The following is a 15,585-nucleotide window of genomic DNA, read 5'->3' as shown; positions in this document are numbered from 1 at the left end:
TTTGGGACAGCCTCTTTCAAATGAAGCGCTCTGCCTACACGGCCCGCCGGCCATGTGACTCCGCTTCCCGCCGGTACCGGATTCGTATGAGCCGCAGCCGTTCGTACAGCTGCTCCTGGGACAGCCCTTCTCTCTCCTCTTCCCCGTAAACACGCTGCAAAATCGGCTTTAAAAAGGTGTCCCCAAGCTCCTCCAGCGCCTTCCATACATGGTCCTGCTCCTCTTCCGGCATGACGGCAAGCTCGGCAGAGATCAACGGCTCCGTATTATATCCTGCCTTCTCCAGCGCTTCCACAGCCTCAATGACCGCGCGCCGGGACATTCCGGTGACCTCGCTCAGTGCCTCCATATTCAGGCTCCGCGCAATGCCTTCCAGCAGCTGCCGGTTGGTCCGATATTTCTCCAGCTCCAGCTTGTATTTCTGCTCCTTCTGCGTATATAACCAGGACATGAACTCATCCTCCTCCAGAGCAGCCTCAACCCAGTTTAAGGGAAAGCCATGCACCCTCTCCACACGGGATGTCATTTCAAGCCAATCCTCCCCGTGCTCCTGCGCCTTGGTGCTGCCGATGCCCGGCAGCTGCAGCAGCTCCTCCTGCGTCTTCGGAATGAAGGCGCTGATCATTCGCAGCACCCGGTTACTCGCGATGAAGTAGGGTGCCTTTCTGCCTGCCGCCGCCTTTCTTCTTCGCCAGGCGCACAGCTCACTGTACAGCTCTTCACTGCCGCTGCGCTCGCTGTAGCATTGCAGGCGCAGTGCGTGCCGGTTGCTGCTCCCGCTCTCCTCCGGCTCATGGAAGACACCGGCAATGACCGGCCGATAGCCTAGTGCAAGCTTCTGCGCGAGTCCATGGCGGTACACACAGAGCAGCTCCTGCCAGGACCCTCCCTCATACCAGGCTTCATCGCCGCCTTCTCCCTCCCCTTCCGATCCGCGCCAGCCCAGGTACCAGCTGCCTTCCTCCTCACCAATCCATAGCTGCGCTGTTTCGTGTCCACCCGACCCCGGGCGGCTCATCTGGTTCATAAACACGATATCCATACCTCTTCCTCCCTTATTCCTGAATATTTCAGCACACGCACACGCAAAAAAAAAGCACCCTCCATCTCGCTTTCGCAGCGAATGAAAGGTGCTTCCCTTTAATACTTACGTCCGTTATACTGTTACTCTATATATTATCCAGGATTTGTAACAAGGTCAATCCCTATTATTTTGAAGCTTTGTTTTGTCCCATCTTAATTTTGCGTTATAATGTTTCGTATTCAGAGCACGCAGAAAAGGAGCATTTCTACTCATGGATCAAGACAAAGAGCAGCTTGACTATTTATCCGACAGCACGGAATCAACCTCTACACGGTTCGTTACCTTTATTGGACCGTCCCTGAAGCGCTTCGATCTCGCAGTGACCTCCACAGATCGTTTTTACGGCAAGAAGCTCGTGACCGATTTGCAGTTCGGACGCTCGGCGATCCTGGCCGATGATGATCTGGAGGAAGAAGGCTTACTGGAGCGCACCTTCCGGCTGGAGCGGGAAGAGGCCGACGATATGCGCAGCTTTTTAAGCCTCGTACTGGGCAGCCCTCATTTTACGGACTGATCTGCGGCAGAATTCATAGGCTACAATAAATAGAAGACATGGCAGCGCAGGATGATCTCCCGCATCGCCATGTCTTTTATAGGTTTGATTTCAGAAGAGCCTCACTGCAGCTTCAGCCTGTCTTAGCCCTTCGCAGCCAGCTTGCCCAGCATCAACGCTCCGCACAGCCCTGCATTGTCTGCCAGCTGCGGCGGCACGATATACTGGTCAATGCCTTCATTCAGGCTCGGATGAGGGACATAGCCGTTCAGCAGCTCCTGCAGCTTGGTCCGAATCAGCGGGAACAGCTGCGGCTGCTTCATCACACCGCCGCCCATAATGATCCGCTGCGGAGACAGAATCAGCACATAGTTCATCAACGCCTGCGCGAGATAATAGGCTTCCATGTCCCATGCCGGATGATCCGGCGTCAGCTCTGCTCCGGCAACGCCCCAGCGTTTACCAAGGGACGGACCTGCTGCCAGACCCTCCAGGCAGTCCTTGTGGTACGGACAGGTGCCTTCATAGCGGTCCTCCGGATGACGGCGCACCAGGATATGTCCCATTTCGGGGTGGGATAGTCCATGCACGAGCTTGCCGCCTACCACGGCCCCTGCACCGACGCCTGTGCCAATCGTAATATACAGGCAGCTATCCAGACCCTGTGCTGCACCCAGCGTATACTCGCCCAATGCGGCTCCATTGACGTCGGTGTCGAAGCCGACAGGGACATCGAACCGCTCCTTCAAGGCATTCACAACATTAAAGTTGCTCCAGTGCGGCTTGGGGGTTGTCGTGATCGATCCATACGTCGGACTGCCAATCACGGGATCAATCGGTCCGAAGAAGCCCGCTCCGATCGCTTCAACCCCTTGATCTGCAAAAAAGTCATATACCTGCGCCATCGTCTCTTCCGGTGTCGTCGTTGGAAAGCTTGTTCTCTCCAGAACTGTCCCGTCCTCCGTACCGATGCCGCATACAAATTTGGTTCCTCCTGCTTCAATGGCTCCCAATCTCATCTCTGTCATCCTCTCGCAAGCTGTTTATATGTAATTAAAAATAGCGCCTTAAACAAGCCAAGCACAGCTCAAGGCGCTGATTCAAACTTGTAGTACCCCGTGTTGCTACGACACGCTCGCCGCGCCAATCAGATGGCTAAGGCTCTTCATCTCCAGCTCTTCCAGCTTGGCATGCGCCACCTGATCGTCAATGTGAAGCAGACACTGCCTGATTTCACATTCCAGCGGGACCTCACAATGAATTTCAGCAAGCCGGCGGGACAGGTGCAGCATGTCGAGATCAGCTTCGATCTTGGCCCGCACGCCTTTCGCCAGAGCATCCATATTCGCAAGGATCCCCTCAATGGATCCGAACTGCTGAACCAGCTTTAATGCCGTCTTCTCTCCAATGCCCTTCACTCCGGGGTAGTTATCGCTGGTATCGCCCATAAGCCCCTTCATGTCAATAATTTGCCGCGGGGTCAGCCCCTTCTCCTCCAGGAGCACCTGCGGTGTATATTTCAAATAATTGCCGTGGCCCTTCTTCATAATAATAACCGAGGTAGAGTCATCAACCAGCTGCAGCAGATCATGATCTCCCGATAAAATCATAATATGCATCTGGTCTTTATACCGGCAGGACAAGGTACCAATGCAGTCATCCGCCTCATAGCCCTCCATCCCGAGATTCGGAATGCCCAGGCTGTCGGTCACCTCACGCACCAATGAAAACTGCGGCACGAGATCCAGTGGTGCCTCCGGTCGGTTGCCTTTGTAAGCGGCAAATTCTTCACTTCTGAAGGTCTTCGATGCCATATCCCAGCAGCAGGCAACATGGGTCGGCTTAAACTGGTCAATTGCATCCCATAAATATCTCAAAAACCCGTACACCGCATTTGTGGGCAGGCCGGATTTCGTTCTGCGGATATATCCGCTCGACGCTGTGGCATAATACGCGCGGAACAATAGAGCCATACCGTCAACGAGCATCAGGGACGGCTGCGGTAATGTTGTCATATCTAAAGCTCCCCTTTCTCTCAGACTTACATACAGCTCGTTTCAGTATATCATATTCCGCATTTCGAATGGCGGGGAAAACGCAGCTTACGCCTTCCAATTCTCGTTAAAGACCTCTTCCTTGAAGCCGACCGTCGTCTTCGCTCCGTCACTGACGATCGGGCGCTTGATCAGCATTCCGTTAGAGGACAGCAGGCGGATTTTTTCATCATCGGTCATGCCGGCGAGCTTGTCCTTCAAATTCATTTGCTTATAGACTTCGCCGCTAGTGTTGAAGAACTTCTTGATATCCAGCCCGCTTCCCTGAATCAAGGCCTGCAATTCCTCTGCAGACGGCGGTTGATCCTTGATATGCTGAAGCTGCAGCTCATGGCCTTCGCCTTGCAGCCATTTCACGGCTTTTTTGCAGGTCCCGCAGGCGGGATAATGATATACGGTTAATAAACTCATCGCACGACACTCCTTTAAAGAAATCTAATCTTATAATATAATCCAGCCGTATGCTCTCACATCTCACATCTCACATTGGAAACAGCGTCTCGATCTATCTGTCATCGCCGTGCTGTATCAGCCGGCTTCGCAGCAGCGACATATCCTGGGGCAGCGGCGCCTTGAAGATCATTTCCGTTCGCTGGATCGGATGAAACAGCGAAAGGCTGGCGGCATGAAGAGCCTGCCGCGGGATCAGCGCATCCAGACGCTCCCACTCTTCTTTACGCTCCGGCTGCAATAATTCCTGAGGATACATGGTATCGCCGATCAATGCATGGCCCAGGCTGCTCATGTGCACTCGAATCTGATGGGTTCGCCCGGTCTCCAGCTTCAGTCCCACCATGGACGCCCAGTCTCCGTAGCGCTCCTGTACCTCATACCGGGTCAGCGAGGGATAGCCGGAGGGTGTGACTATCCGGCGGTGCGGCTCCTCGGGATCACGATCGATCGGGCCGTCCAGCTCGCCTTGAGCCTTGGCGGGAACCCCATGCACCAGCGCTATATATCTTTTGTCTACGGTATTGGCAATCATTTGCTCTGAAATATGCTGATGAACGTATGGGTTCTTTGCAATGCAGAGCACGCCGGAGGTATCTTGATCCAGACGGTGGACCGCCCGGAAACGATACTTCAAGCCCTGCTTCTCCCAATAGTCCACCACACCATTCGCCAGCGTTCCCGTGTAATGTCCATGAGTCGGATGAACAATAACTCCCGGAGGCTTGTTCAGCACCAGCAGATCCTCATCCTCATAGAGGATGTCCAGCTCCATCGGCTGCGGCAAAATATCCGCCGAGGTCTCCTGCTCCATCCGGATTTCGACCCGGTCCCTCGCTTTGACGGCTGCGCTGATATATACCCGGACACCGTTAAGCTGAATTCCTTCCTCCGTCAGCTTCAGCCGGGACAGGAGCTTCCGGGACACCCCCATCCGCTTCTGCAAAATGGTCTTGAGCAGCATCCCGTCCTCCTGCTCTGAAACCATATAAGTGATTGGCGGGTAATACTGCGTCATACGTTTACCGGAACACCTTTCCGCTGCGCTCATATTCTACATCCGGCACACCGGCACGAACATTCGCGGTTCTCGCTGCCACGAAGAAGTAATCGGATAACCGGTTCAAATATCGAGTCACCTCATGGTTAATGTCCACCGTACGGGACAGTGTAACCGTCAGTCGCTCGGCACGGCGGCAGACGGTGCGGCAGACATGAAGGGATGCCGCAAGGTGGCTGCCCCCCGGAAGAATAAACCGTTCAATCGGCGGATTCTCCTCTTCAAAGAGATCCACCCACTGCTCGAGCTGCTCCACCATTCCGGCATGAACCTTAACCTGATCTTCTTTAGGCTTGGCATAGGCCAAATCCGAGCCGCAGTCAAACAGCTCGTGCTGAATCTGAAGCAGCTGTTTCGCCAGCTCGGTAAAGCCGGCGTCCTGCGCAAGGCATAGCCCCTGACCCACGAAGCTGTTCAGCTCATCGATGGTGCCATAAGCCTCGATCCGAGGATCATCCTTGAGCACGCGTCCGCCAATGATGGAAGTCTCTCCAGCATCGCCGGTTCTTGTATACATTTTCATGAATTTTGTCCTCCATATCACTACACAATTTCGTGGTTCAGCTATTCTCACGTCTCACTATATCATATCCCGCTCTCGACGAAAAAGAGGCCCTGCAGACTGCCGCAGGGCCTCATAAAGGCTCAGCCTACTTCTTCTTCGGCTGGGCTTTCATATATTCATTAATCTTGAGATCCAGCAGGCTGCTGATCTCGATCACAATTTCAGAAGTAAAGGATTGCTCTTCCAGAAAGATCTGCTCCATTCTCTGTCGAAGCAGATGGATTTCTTCTTCTAGGGAAATGTCCTGCGGTTCAGAGTCTGCCGTCTCTACGTTCCACTCTTCACGGTCAGAACGTTCTGCTGTGAGATCACCGCTGTAATGCGACAGTTCGTATTCACAGAACATAAGCTTCCCTCCTTGATAAAGTATTTCTTCTCCCGAAACAAAATTATATCATAGTTTTGAGTTATGAAAAGATTTATTTTTGCTAAATCAAGGAAAAGGAACAACTATCTTCTTGTCATACTAACTTTTCGACAAATTTCCCCATACGCTTCAATGCTTCGTCAAGCTGCGCAATCGACGTAGCGTAGGAGCAGCGAATAAAGCCCTCTCCTCCCGAGCCGAAGGCTGTGCCTGGAACTGCTGCTACCTTGGCTTCTGTCAGCAGGCGCTGCGCGAATTCCTCAGAGGACAGGCCCGTGCGCTTGATGCTCGGGAAGGCATAAAAGGCGCCTTGCGGCTCATGGCAATCCAGTCCAATCTCACACAAGCCTTGAACAATCATTCGGCGGCGCTGGTTGTAGGACTCCACCATCCGGTCCTTCTCCCCCAGTCCGTTTCTCAGGGCTTCAAGCGCTGCCACCTGGCCCATAGCCGGTGCGCACATGACCGTGTACTGGTGAATCTTGGTCATGGCCCCAATCAGGTCCGGGTGGGCACAGGCATAGCCCATTCTCCAGCCGGTCATGGCGAATGCTTTGGAGAAGCCGCTGACGAGAATCGTCCGGTCTCTCATGCCCGGCATCGAGGGGAAGCTGACATGAGTGCCGTCATACGTCAGCTCTGCATAAATTTCATCCGAAATGACGATGAGATCATTCTCCTCCACCACTTTTGCAATGGGAAGCCAATCCTCATACGTCATTGTGGCCCCTGTCGGATTGCTTGGATAGCACAGAATCAGTACCTTGGATTTCGGTGTGATCTTGGCTTGAAGATCTTCTGCTGTCAGCTTGAAATGGTTATCCGCGGTCGTCTCGATGCCCACGGGAATGCCGCCGCTAATCGACGTAATGGGTGAGTAAGAGATATAGCACGGCTCCGGAACGAGAATCTCATCTCCCGGCTCCAGCAGCGCACGCAGTGCAAGGTCAATCGCTTCACTGCCTCCGACGGTAACAAGCACCTCGTCTTTAGGATCATACGAAACCTGGAACCCCTTCTCCAAATAACGGGAAATCTCTTCTCTCAGCTCCGGCATGCCCGCATTTGATGTGTATTGAGTAAATCCCCGCTCCAAAGAGTACACGCACGCTTCTCTGACATGCCATGGAGTTACAAAATCCGGCTCCCCGACGCCCAGTGTAATTATATCCTTGTTCCCGCTGACCAGATCGAAGAACTTGCGGATTCCTGACGGCTGAATATTCTTGACTCCCGTGGCCAAATAAGAGCTCATTGATTTGTTGTCATTTCCGGTTGAACGTTCCTGATTCACAATCATATCCACTCTTCCTTTACGGCGAGATCAGCAGACGCTTGTCTTCTGGATTTTCTTCGAAAATAATCCCGTCTTGTTTATATTTTTTGAGAATAAAATTCGTCTTCGTGGACAGCACCGAATCAATGGGAGACAGCTTCTCCGAGACAAAGTTCGCGACCTCTCGAAGACTGCGCCCCTCTACCTCTACCAGGAGATCATAGGCTCCGGACATCAAGTATACCGACTTCACCTGAGGGAACAAATAAATACGCTCCGCAATTCCCTCAAAGCCTCTTCCGCGCTCCGGTGTAATCTGTACTTCAATCTGTGCGTACACCTTCTCCTCTTCCACCTTGCCCCAATTCACAACCGTCACGTATTTGACGATAACATGATCACGCTCTAGCTCCGCGATGGCTTCCTTCACTTCCTCTTCAGATGCCCCCAGCAGGGTCGATAAAAGGGCCGGAGTCCTTCTCGCATCCTCTTTCAACAGGTCAAGCACTTTCAATTTAAACGGGCTCAGCTCTTCCATACTTGCCATCCTCCAGCGCATTTATCAGGCCATTCGGCTGCATTCAGCCGGTTCCTGTAAAGAGATTAATACCTATATTACAATAACTTTTGCTTTCTGTGCAAAGAAAAACCGATGGCTCGGATAAAGTCCGATCAAACCATCGGTTCATGGGTGCTGAGTCGTCGGTCAACGGACCGGGTACAAGAAATTAGTGACCAGGCTGTACGTTCGTAGGATGACTGGCCACGTTGGGCGTATGCGAGTACGACTCCAGCCCCGAGGTTCTCTGTGCTGTAAAGTCACGGGTGGCTTGACTCGTTTGCTGCATAGCCTGCAGCTGCTTATCGACATCTGCTTTAATCGCCGTCGGCACGGAAGCCGGGTATTGCTTCTGCCGCTCAATAAGCTGATACAGATCACCCTGCATTTGCAGGGTTTCGGCCGTCAGCTCCGAGAACATCCGGCGAATTGCAGGACAGGAAGCCTCGGTCGTTGCTGTGGTGTACTCACGTACGGTACGCTTCAATTCATTCAGGATGCTGTTGAGCAGATCTTCTTCCGGAAGAAAGGATGTCCCTTGTTGGGATGGCATGTTGGCTCCTCCTTTAATGGTGGTCATAGATTGCGATTGAATCATGCAAAGCTAACCTTTAATGCGACGGGGATACAGCCAGGCTTTGGTGCTGCTGCAGGGACTGAACGAGCCTGTCCATATGCTGCTCGTGCTTGTGCATCATACCAAGCAGAGATTGCTGCACTGCCGGATTTGTTATCGCTGCAGTTGTAGCTGCGCAGTGCTTCGCAAGCGTGCTTTCATTAGAGATGCAGTCTACAAGGTAGTCCAGCTCCTTGGACGTCAGCGGCTTCATTTCTGCGTTGTTCACGGTTTCCATCCACCTTTCCCTTTGAAGTAGCTTCAATAGTATGGCTTGGATTGTATGGTTCTATGTGGTAAATAGTAAAGCTTGTGCAAGAGAGCTGATATCCCATAAAAAGAAAGAGGGTATTTGACATGAAGCTTACCAGCGGGCCAAGTCCATGGGAACAGGAATTCAACGATACGTATCCTTCCTATCCACAGCTTGAGGACAGCGTCACATGCGACGTTCTCGTCATCGGCGGCGGCATCAGCGGAGCGCTCGTCTCTTATGAGCTTACAAAGCGCGGACTGGATGTCCTGCTTCTGGAAGAGCACACCGTAGCAGGCGGCAGCACCTCTGCCAGTACAGCTCTGCTGCAATTTATGAATGATGATTCCATAACCGAGCTGATGAAGAGGTTCGGTGAGTATAAAGGCAGCCGTTTCTATAAAATGTGTCTGGAAGCCGTAGAGCGCCTCGCCTCCGTTGCCTCCCAGCTGCCGGAAGATATCGGCTTTCGCCGCCGGAGCAGCCTCTACTGCGCCAGCACCCGGCAGGATGTGAAGCTGCTGCAGCAGGAGTATGAGAACCTGCGCCGTTACGGGTTCGATGTCGAGTACTGGACGCCCCAGGACATTGCTGCAAGGTTTCCGTTCACGAAGCCGGCGGCGCTGTACTGCCATGGAGATGCCGAGGTAAATCCGGTACATATGGTCAAGGCATTGCTGAACTACAGCCACACCCGGCAGGGCCTGCGTATTTATGAGCACAGTGGTGTAGTCCGGGTGGAGGAGGATCATCTGGGCGGTGCCATCGCATATACTCATGGCATGGGCAAGGTTCACGCCAAAACACTGATTTGGACCGTCGGCTATGAAGCCCAGGACTGGAAAAAGGACGCCCAGGCTGTGCTTGAATACACCTATGCCATTACGACCGAGCCTGTCGAGGATCTTTCCTCGTGGCATGAGCGGGCGCTCATCTGGGAAGCAGCCAGGCCTTATCTGTACCTGCGCACAACGGTTGACGGACGCATAGTAGCCGGCGGGCTGGACGAGCCGCTCGCCGAAGGCGGCTTGACCGAGGAGATTGTACAGGAGCGCAGCCAAAAGCTGCTGAAGGAAGTCATGGCACTTTTTCCACAGCTCGGTCCTTTAAATATAGAATGCAGCTGGTCCGGCGTATTTGGCTCCACCAAGGACGGTCTGCCACTGATCGGACGCGACCCCCGTTTTCCAAGCAGTTATTTCGTAGAGGGATATGGCGGCAACGGCACGGTATACAGCATGATCGCGGCAGACATGCTGGCAGATACGCTGACTGGAAAGGAGCCGGAGGAGCTGTCCTGGTTCTCTCCGATTCGGAGAAAGCAGAAGCATTAAATCACAATTCAGCGGGAGACTTTCCATGTTTGAAGATGCTCGTACAGCGCAGGAAAATCATCAAATCTTGCCTGTACGAACCTTCACCTTTATATACAGATTTCAGATTTCGCTGTAAGCATACGTTATACACTTTTCCTGCGAGTCATCACATCAAAGACAACGGCAGCGGCCAGAACTCCCCCGCGAATCATATATTGGTAGGAAATTCCTACCCCTAACAGATTCATGCCACTAGATAGAGAGGCCATAACGATTGCTCCGATGATGGCGCCAGTAACCTTCCCGACACCTCCGGCAGACGATACGCCGCCAACATAAGCTGCAGCAATGGCATCCAGCTCGAACAAGGTTCCTGCCGTCGTTGTGGCCGACTGTAAACGTGAAGTGAACAAAATTCCTGATAATGCTGAGAGCATACCCATCGATCCGAAGACGATATACGTTATTTTTTTAACACTGATCCCGCTGAGATGTGCCGCTTCCGGATTGCTGCCCACCGCATAAATATGTCGGCCCAGTACGGTTTTGGTGGTAAAAAAATGATAAATCAGCACGACCAGAACCATGATGACCACCGTCCACGAAAATCCGTTGTATCCTGCCAGTATCCAGGTGATATAGGCGATGATGGTCGATATAAATATTAATTTCAAGGCAAAGATCGGTTTGGACATGACTTCAAATTGATACTTCACTTTGTTGCGGCGCGTTGAAATTTCACTTATGACATACAAGATGATACAGATCAGACCCAAGGCCAAACTCAGAACATGCAGACCCTGTATTTGAAACAGAGAAGGAATAAATCCATTGCCGATCGCATTGAAATGAGTATCTTTTACAATAATGGTTCCTGTTTTCTCAGTGATCTGCAGCAAAGCTCCGCGGTACACAAGCATGCCCGCCAAGGTGGCTACAAAAGACGGAATCCCGATCTTCGCCACCAGCAGACCGTTGATCATGCCCAGCGCGATACCAAGTATCAGAATTACGGGTATTGTGATATAGACCGATACGCCAGCTTGCGTAAGCAGGATCGCAGCGATGGCGCCAAGAAAACCGGCGGCAAATCCTACCGATAAGTCAATCTGGCGGATCACAATGACGAGTGTCATACCTACGGCAAGTACAGCGATATATCCGGTTGCATCTAGCAGGTTGCTGATATTACGGGAGGACATAAATAATCCGTTCGTCATAATGGTAAACGTCAGTATAATGACAAACAAGGCGATAAACATGCCGTAATCCCGAATATTATCTTTAACCAAATGTCGAGTTTCTTGAAATAAATTAGGCTGCGGGCCGGATGTGACCGGATCCCGGTTTGGATTGATTTGCATGTGCACCCCTCCTATTGTGTCGCCAGCTGCATAATTTTTTCCTGATCGGCTTCGGCAGACAAGAGCTCGCCCTTTAACTTGCCTTCTGCCATCACATAGATGCGGTCACTCATACCAAGCACCTCGCCAAGCTCCGAAGAAATCATAATGATGCTCATGCCGCTGCTGATTAATTGATTCATAATAGTATAAATTTCAAATTTGGCTCCGACATCAATCCCCCGTGTCGGTTCGTCCAGAATTAACAGCCGGGGACTGGCAAACAGCCATTTGCCCAGAGAAACCTTTTGCTGATTTCCCCCGCTTAACTTTCCGACAAGCTGTTCTACAGAAGGTGCTTTAATATACATGGAATCTTTATATTTGTTCGCCTGCTTAATCTCTTCATTATCATTAATGATGCCTTTTTCCGATATCCCCTTTAAATGTGCAGCTGTAATATTGCTCTTAATATCTTGGGCTAGAAACAATCCGTTGCCCTTCCGGTCTTCCGTAACATAAGCAATACCGGCCTTGATCGCATCACTCGTGTGCGAGAACTTCACGGACTTACCGGCAAGCAGTATATCTCCTTCGAGTCTGTAGTCTTTCGGATTACCAAAGACGCTAAGTGCTAACTCGGTTCGCCCCGAACCCATTAGTCCGGCGATCCCGACGATTTCACCTTTTCGCACATGCATACTGATCTGATTGGCCACAGGACGACCCAGCATGGAATCATACGCTGTCCAGTTTTTCAGTTCAAGAATGTTATCACCGTATAAGGGGTTGGGACGTTTCGGATAAATATCCTCAATCTTGCGGCCGACCATATGCTGAATAATGGTTTGTTCCGTAATCTCACCCTTGGCGGCATCTAGTGTACAAATCGTCTTTCCGTCCCGCAGCACGGTAGCAGAATCAGCGATCGAAATGACCTCTTTCAGCTTATGAGAAATCATAATGCAGGTAATGCCCTGCTTTCTCAGTTCACGCAACAGTTCCAGTAAATTTTCGCTGTCATCTTCATTCAGTGCGGCAGTCGGCTCATCAAGTATCAACAGCTTCACTTCCTTGCTTAACGCTTTCGCAATTTCAATCAGCTGCTGTTTCCCGACGCCCAGATCCTTGACCAAGGTTTCCGGGTTTACTTTCAGCTTGACCTTCTCCAGCATTTCTTTGGATCTCTTGATTGTCTGATTCCAATCGACAAGATGGCCCCGCTTCACTTCATTCCCTGCAAAAATATTCTCATACACCGATAAGTCCGGAAACAGTGCAAGCTCCTGGTAGATGATGACAATGCCAGCCTGCACACTATCTTTAATTTCATTAAATTGCTGGATCTCGCCATCAAAATAGATATCTCCCTCATATGAACCGTAAGGATATACCCCGCTGAGTACTTTCATTAATGTAGATTTTCCAGCTCCATTCTCACCGACAAGACAATGGATCTCCCCTTTTTTCACGTCGAATTGAACGCTAGACAATGCCTTGACCCCTACAAACTCCTTGCTGATCTGATGCATCTCCAAAATGTTCTCACTCATGGCTTGCCTCCTTCGATGGGACGGTCATTATGAATTGCGTAAAAGGGATAGAGTCCTCTATCCCTCAACGCTTCCATGCTCGTGCTTACAGACCGGTGAAGTCTTCCGCTTTGTAATATCCGGAGTCGAGCATTTCCTTTTGTACATTGGATTTGTCGACCACGATGACATCAGTTTGCTTCGCTTTCACTTCAGTATTTCCATTGTTATAGGAACCCGTTGTTTCCGGTGTGTTACCATCCAGAATTGTAATGGCCATACCCATAGCATCTTTAACCAGCGTCCGCACATCCTTGAATACGGTCATCGACTGCTTCCCGTCAATCACGTACTGAATCGACGCCTTCTCCGCATCTTGACCTGTGATTACGTAATCGGTAATTGCGCTGTCGGAGCCAAACACATCTGCGATGTTACGAGCCGTACCGTCATTCGGTGCCAGAATGGCCACATTCCCTTTCACATCGCTGCCGGCTGCTGTCAAATGCGTTTGAGCTTTGTTTTTCGCTTCATTCGGATCCCAGTTCGTTGTCACCTGACCAATAATCTTGCTCTGCTGGTCCCGGGACAGGTCGGCTGTACCTTTCAGTGCTTCTGCTTCACTGGAGTTAGCGATTCTAAACGTACCGTCCGCAATCTTAGGCTGAAGAACAGTCCATGCACCTTGGAAGAACAGGAATGCGTTATTGTCTCCTGCGGAGCCTGCATACAGGTAGAGCGGTACATTGGTTCCGCTTACATGATCCACCAGGTACTGCGCTTGTGCCGCTCCCACAGCTGCACTATCAAAAGTGACATAGTAGTCAACGGCATCCGTGTTGGTGATCAAGCGGTCGTAGGAGATAACCGTGATACCTTCTTTCTTGGCCGATTCCACCGCTGCAGCCGCTGCATCTCCATCCTGAGGACAGATAATCAGTACTTGAATACCGCGGTTAATGAGCGTTTCCACATTTTCCTTTTCTTTAGCCGATGAACCTTGGCTGAACAAAATTTCCGTTGTGTATTTCGAATCCGACAGTGCTGCTTTGAAACGTTCTTCGTCCTGAATCCATCTAGGTTCGTCTTTGGTTGGCAGAACAATACCAACACTTACTGTACCGCTGCTGTTTTGATTGCATGCTGCGGTAAAGACAGTCAGCATCATCACAACCAGCACAAAAGCCATAGGTTTAAGTATCTTTTTCATGAATTGGTGAGCCCCTCTCCATCTACAAAGTTTTAAGACACCTAAAATATAGCACCGTAGGGTGAAGCAGCAGGAAAGCATTCATAGCACTTTTTTTAGATCATCTGTACTTTTTTGTACCCTTCCAGTTCGTCCCAACTCCTATTTGGTCAAATTCTTGTCTTAAAAAAACACCAGGAAGTGTCCTGGTGCTATGCTATAAAATTCGAGCGTAAGCGTGATCGCAGTATGGTTATTAATCGAAGCGGACCAGTGTGAATTTCAACTTAGCCTATATCGTTTGAGCTTATTCAGTGCCATACACTTCTGAACGAGAATGAAAGCCATCCGCAATGATCGTATCATTCATTGTTCTCCGGTTTACAACAATGGGGGTCAACAAGAGTGAAGGGACGCTTACCTGGCCATTGCTCATCAACCGGTTCGCCGTCACTGGTTGATTCTTCGCCATTTTCACTGCAATTGCAGCCGTTGCTTCAGCCATAGAATGTATCGGCTTATATACCGTCATGGTTTGTGTTCCTTCCACAATTCGCTTTGCTGCTGTTAAATCGGCATCTTGCCCGGCAACCGGAACTTTTCCGGCAAGGCCTCTTGCAGCAAGCTCTAAAATCACGGCATTCGCTGTGGCATCATTGGCTGCGATGACTGCATCAATGTCATTGCCGTTCGCGTCCAAAGCAGCCTTCATGTTATCCCTGGCATTCGCTGTTTCCCAGTTCTCGGTCCACTGGTCATACACCACGCTAATATCACCTCGTTCAATGAAGGGCTGCAGCACGTTAAACACCCCCCTTTTCAGCAGCAGCGCATTATTATCAGTCTCTGCTCCTCCAATATATGCATATTTACCGCGGGGAACGAGTGCAGTAATCGCCTGCGCCTGGAGCTCTCCCACTTTCTCATTATCAAATGAGATATACATATCTACACTAGCATTGCGGATGAGACGATCATAAGCGAGAACTTTGATACCTGCGGCATGTGCTTTATGCACAATCATCGCCATGGCTTCCGCATTATGAGGAACAACGACAAGCAGATCAACACCTCGGCTGATCAGTTCTTCGGCCTGAATAATTTGCAGCGCATCATCCCCATTCGCCGCCATCACGTCGACTTCAGCGCCCAGCTTCTCGACTTCTGCCTTGAACAAATCACGGTCCTTTAACCATCGTTCTTCCAGCAACGTATCCATTGAAAATCCGATAACGACCTTTTTCGTTTTTGCTGCAGCTTGAGTGTCCGGTATATTGGTGGTGACTGCTGGAACATCGTTTTCGGTATTCAAGTAGTCAGTAAAGTAAATGGCTCCTAGTACGGACATTATAATGGCAAGCAAGCACAATCTTTTCGGAACCTTCGCCACTACATCAAACCATAATGTTTTCTGATTTTTCATAGAGC

Annotated in this window: 17 protein-coding genes; 2 read left to right on the top strand and 15 right to left on the bottom strand. The window is 50.8% G+C overall.

The window, feature by feature from the left end; all coding sequences use genetic code 11:
* Window positions 1-34 precede the first annotated feature (34 nt).
* Window positions 35-1,042, bottom strand: a complete 1,008-nt coding sequence (locus JJQ72_RS05945) for an HRDC domain-containing protein (protein ID WP_208203058.1) — start codon at window positions 1,040-1,042, stop codon at window positions 35-37.
* A gap of 253 nt (window positions 1,043-1,295) precedes the next feature.
* On the opposite strand from JJQ72_RS05945, the gene JJQ72_RS05940 reads away from it, so the two are divergent.
* Window positions 1,296-1,598 carry a DUF3055 domain-containing protein gene (locus JJQ72_RS05940; RefSeq protein WP_138226691.1) on the top strand — a complete coding sequence of 101 codons (303 nt, stop codon included), beginning with the start codon at window positions 1,296-1,298 and terminating at the stop codon, window positions 1,596-1,598.
* 122 nt (window positions 1,599-1,720) lie between these two features.
* Here the strand turns inward: JJQ72_RS05940 and JJQ72_RS05935 are convergent, their stop codons facing one another.
* From JJQ72_RS05935 to JJQ72_RS05890, 10 genes are all read right to left on the bottom strand, one after another.
* Window positions 1,721-2,596 (bottom strand): ROK family protein, encoded by an 876-nt coding sequence (locus JJQ72_RS05935; protein WP_138226692.1) that lies wholly within the window; start codon window positions 2,594-2,596, stop codon window positions 1,721-1,723.
* Window positions 2,597-2,701: 105 nt separating this feature from the next.
* Window positions 2,702-3,592, bottom strand: coding sequence for a 5'-3' exonuclease (locus JJQ72_RS05930; RefSeq protein ID WP_138226693.1), 891 nt, complete (start codon window positions 3,590-3,592; stop codon window positions 2,702-2,704).
* Between the two features lie 87 nt (window positions 3,593-3,679).
* Window positions 3,680-4,042, bottom strand: coding sequence for an arsenate reductase family protein (locus tag JJQ72_RS05925; protein ID WP_138226694.1), 363 nt, complete (start codon window positions 4,040-4,042; stop codon window positions 3,680-3,682).
* 94 nt (window positions 4,043-4,136) lie between these two features.
* The gene (locus JJQ72_RS05920) at window positions 4,137-5,099 is read right to left on the bottom strand and encodes an RluA family pseudouridine synthase (protein WP_208203057.1); all 963 of its coding nucleotides are present in this window, start codon (window positions 5,097-5,099) and stop codon (window positions 4,137-4,139) included.
* A gap of 4 nt (window positions 5,100-5,103) precedes the next feature.
* Window positions 5,104-5,664, bottom strand: a complete 561-nt coding sequence (locus JJQ72_RS05915; RefSeq protein WP_208203056.1) for a cob(I)yrinic acid a,c-diamide adenosyltransferase — start codon at window positions 5,662-5,664, stop codon at window positions 5,104-5,106.
* Between the two features lie 127 nt (window positions 5,665-5,791).
* Complete coding sequence (locus JJQ72_RS05910) at window positions 5,792-6,052, bottom strand: aspartyl-phosphate phosphatase Spo0E family protein (RefSeq protein ID WP_138226697.1); 261 nt, start codon at window positions 6,050-6,052, stop codon at window positions 5,792-5,794.
* Window positions 6,053-6,167: 115 nt separating this feature from the next.
* Window positions 6,168-7,373, bottom strand: a complete 1,206-nt coding sequence (locus tag JJQ72_RS05905) for an aminotransferase class I/II-fold pyridoxal phosphate-dependent enzyme (protein WP_138226698.1) — start codon at window positions 7,371-7,373, stop codon at window positions 6,168-6,170.
* 13 nt (window positions 7,374-7,386) lie between these two features.
* A complete protein-coding gene (locus JJQ72_RS05900; RefSeq protein WP_138226699.1) occupies window positions 7,387-7,887 on the bottom strand; it encodes an Lrp/AsnC family transcriptional regulator in 501 nt (166 codons plus the stop codon).
* Between the two features lie 190 nt (window positions 7,888-8,077).
* On the bottom strand, window positions 8,078-8,461 hold the full coding sequence (locus JJQ72_RS05895; RefSeq protein WP_138226700.1) for a spore coat protein: 384 nt from the start codon (window positions 8,459-8,461) through the stop codon (window positions 8,078-8,080).
* 58 nt (window positions 8,462-8,519) lie between these two features.
* Window positions 8,520-8,753, bottom strand: a complete 234-nt coding sequence (locus JJQ72_RS05890) for a hypothetical protein (protein ID WP_481856825.1) — start codon at window positions 8,751-8,753, stop codon at window positions 8,520-8,522.
* Between the two features lie 128 nt (window positions 8,754-8,881).
* Between JJQ72_RS05890 and JJQ72_RS05885 the strand changes: the two genes are divergently transcribed.
* Window positions 8,882-10,111 (top strand): NAD(P)/FAD-dependent oxidoreductase, encoded by a 1,230-nt coding sequence (locus JJQ72_RS05885; RefSeq protein ID WP_208203054.1) that lies wholly within the window; start codon window positions 8,882-8,884, stop codon window positions 10,109-10,111.
* A gap of 125 nt (window positions 10,112-10,236) precedes the next feature.
* On the opposite strand, the gene JJQ72_RS05880 is transcribed toward JJQ72_RS05885, so the two are convergent.
* The 4 genes from JJQ72_RS05880 to JJQ72_RS05865 form a co-directional block, all read right to left on the bottom strand.
* The gene (locus tag JJQ72_RS05880; protein ID WP_243895916.1) at window positions 10,237-11,355 is read right to left on the bottom strand and encodes a sugar ABC transporter permease; all 1,119 of its coding nucleotides are present in this window, start codon (window positions 11,353-11,355) and stop codon (window positions 10,237-10,239) included.
* A 113-nt stretch (window positions 11,356-11,468) separates the two neighbouring features.
* On the bottom strand, window positions 11,469-12,989 hold the full coding sequence (locus JJQ72_RS05875) for a sugar ABC transporter ATP-binding protein (RefSeq protein ID WP_208203052.1): 1,521 nt from the start codon (window positions 12,987-12,989) through the stop codon (window positions 11,469-11,471).
* An 85-nt stretch (window positions 12,990-13,074) separates the two neighbouring features.
* Window positions 13,075-14,178: a sugar ABC transporter substrate-binding protein gene (locus JJQ72_RS05870; RefSeq protein WP_208203051.1), complete on the bottom strand. Its 1,104-nt coding sequence runs from the start codon at window positions 14,176-14,178 to the stop codon at window positions 13,075-13,077.
* A gap of 286 nt (window positions 14,179-14,464) precedes the next feature.
* Window positions 14,465-15,580 (bottom strand): D-xylose ABC transporter substrate-binding protein, encoded by a 1,116-nt coding sequence (locus JJQ72_RS05865; protein ID WP_243895905.1) that lies wholly within the window; start codon window positions 15,578-15,580, stop codon window positions 14,465-14,467.
* Window positions 15,581-15,585: the final 5 nt, after the last annotated feature.

Source organism: Paenibacillus sp. F411 (assembly GCF_017582705.1).
In the GTDB taxonomy this organism is placed as follows: domain Bacteria; phylum Bacillota; class Bacilli; order Paenibacillales; family Paenibacillaceae; genus Paenibacillus_AQ; species Paenibacillus_AQ algicola.
The sequence above is the reverse complement of the archived record's forward strand: the minus strand, read 5'-3'. Positions and strand labels throughout refer to the sequence as shown.

Bases quoted from the DNA above. Each gene is read 5' to 3' on its own strand.
- JJQ72_RS05940 (WP_138226691.1), top strand. From the start codon at position 1,296: ATGGATCAAGACAAAGAGCAGCTTGACTATTTATCCGACAGCACGGAA.
- JJQ72_RS05920 (WP_208203057.1), bottom strand. From the start codon at position 5,099: ATGACGCAGTATTACCCGCCAATCACTTATATGGTTTCAGAGCAGGAG.
- JJQ72_RS05885 (WP_208203054.1), top strand. From the start codon at position 8,882: ATGAAGCTTACCAGCGGGCCAAGTCCATGGGAACAGGAATTCAACGAT.
- JJQ72_RS05895 (WP_138226700.1), bottom strand. From the start codon at position 8,461: ATGCCATCCCAACAAGGGACATCCTTTCTTCCGGAAGAAGATCTGCTC.
- JJQ72_RS05925 (WP_138226694.1), bottom strand. From the start codon at position 4,042: ATGAGTTTATTAACCGTATATCATTATCCCGCCTGCGGGACCTGCAAA.
- JJQ72_RS05865 (WP_243895905.1), bottom strand. From the start codon at position 15,580: ATGAAAAATCAGAAAACATTATGGTTTGATGTAGTGGCGAAGGTTCCG.
- JJQ72_RS05935 (WP_138226692.1), bottom strand. From the start codon at position 2,596: ATGAGATTGGGAGCCATTGAAGCAGGAGGAACCAAATTTGTATGCGGC.
- JJQ72_RS05905 (WP_138226698.1), bottom strand. From the start codon at position 7,373: ATGATTGTGAATCAGGAACGTTCAACCGGAAATGACAACAAATCAATG.
- JJQ72_RS05875 (WP_208203052.1), bottom strand. From the start codon at position 12,989: ATGAGTGAGAACATTTTGGAGATGCATCAGATCAGCAAGGAGTTTGTA.
- JJQ72_RS05880 (WP_243895916.1), bottom strand. From the start codon at position 11,355: ATGTTTATCGCCTTGTTTGTCATTATACTGACGTTTACCATTATGACG.
- JJQ72_RS05900 (WP_138226699.1), bottom strand. From the start codon at position 7,887: ATGGAAGAGCTGAGCCCGTTTAAATTGAAAGTGCTTGACCTGTTGAAA.
- JJQ72_RS05930 (WP_138226693.1), bottom strand. From the start codon at position 3,592: ATGACAACATTACCGCAGCCGTCCCTGATGCTCGTTGACGGTATGGCT.
- JJQ72_RS05870 (WP_208203051.1), bottom strand. From the start codon at position 14,178: ATGAAAAAGATACTTAAACCTATGGCTTTTGTGCTGGTTGTGATGATG.
- JJQ72_RS05910 (WP_138226697.1), bottom strand. From the start codon at position 6,052: ATGTTCTGTGAATACGAACTGTCGCATTACAGCGGTGATCTCACAGCA.
- JJQ72_RS05945 (WP_208203058.1), bottom strand. From the start codon at position 1,042: ATGGATATCGTGTTTATGAACCAGATGAGCCGCCCGGGGTCGGGTGGA.
- JJQ72_RS05915 (WP_208203056.1), bottom strand. From the start codon at position 5,664: ATGAAAATGTATACAAGAACCGGCGATGCTGGAGAGACTTCCATCATT.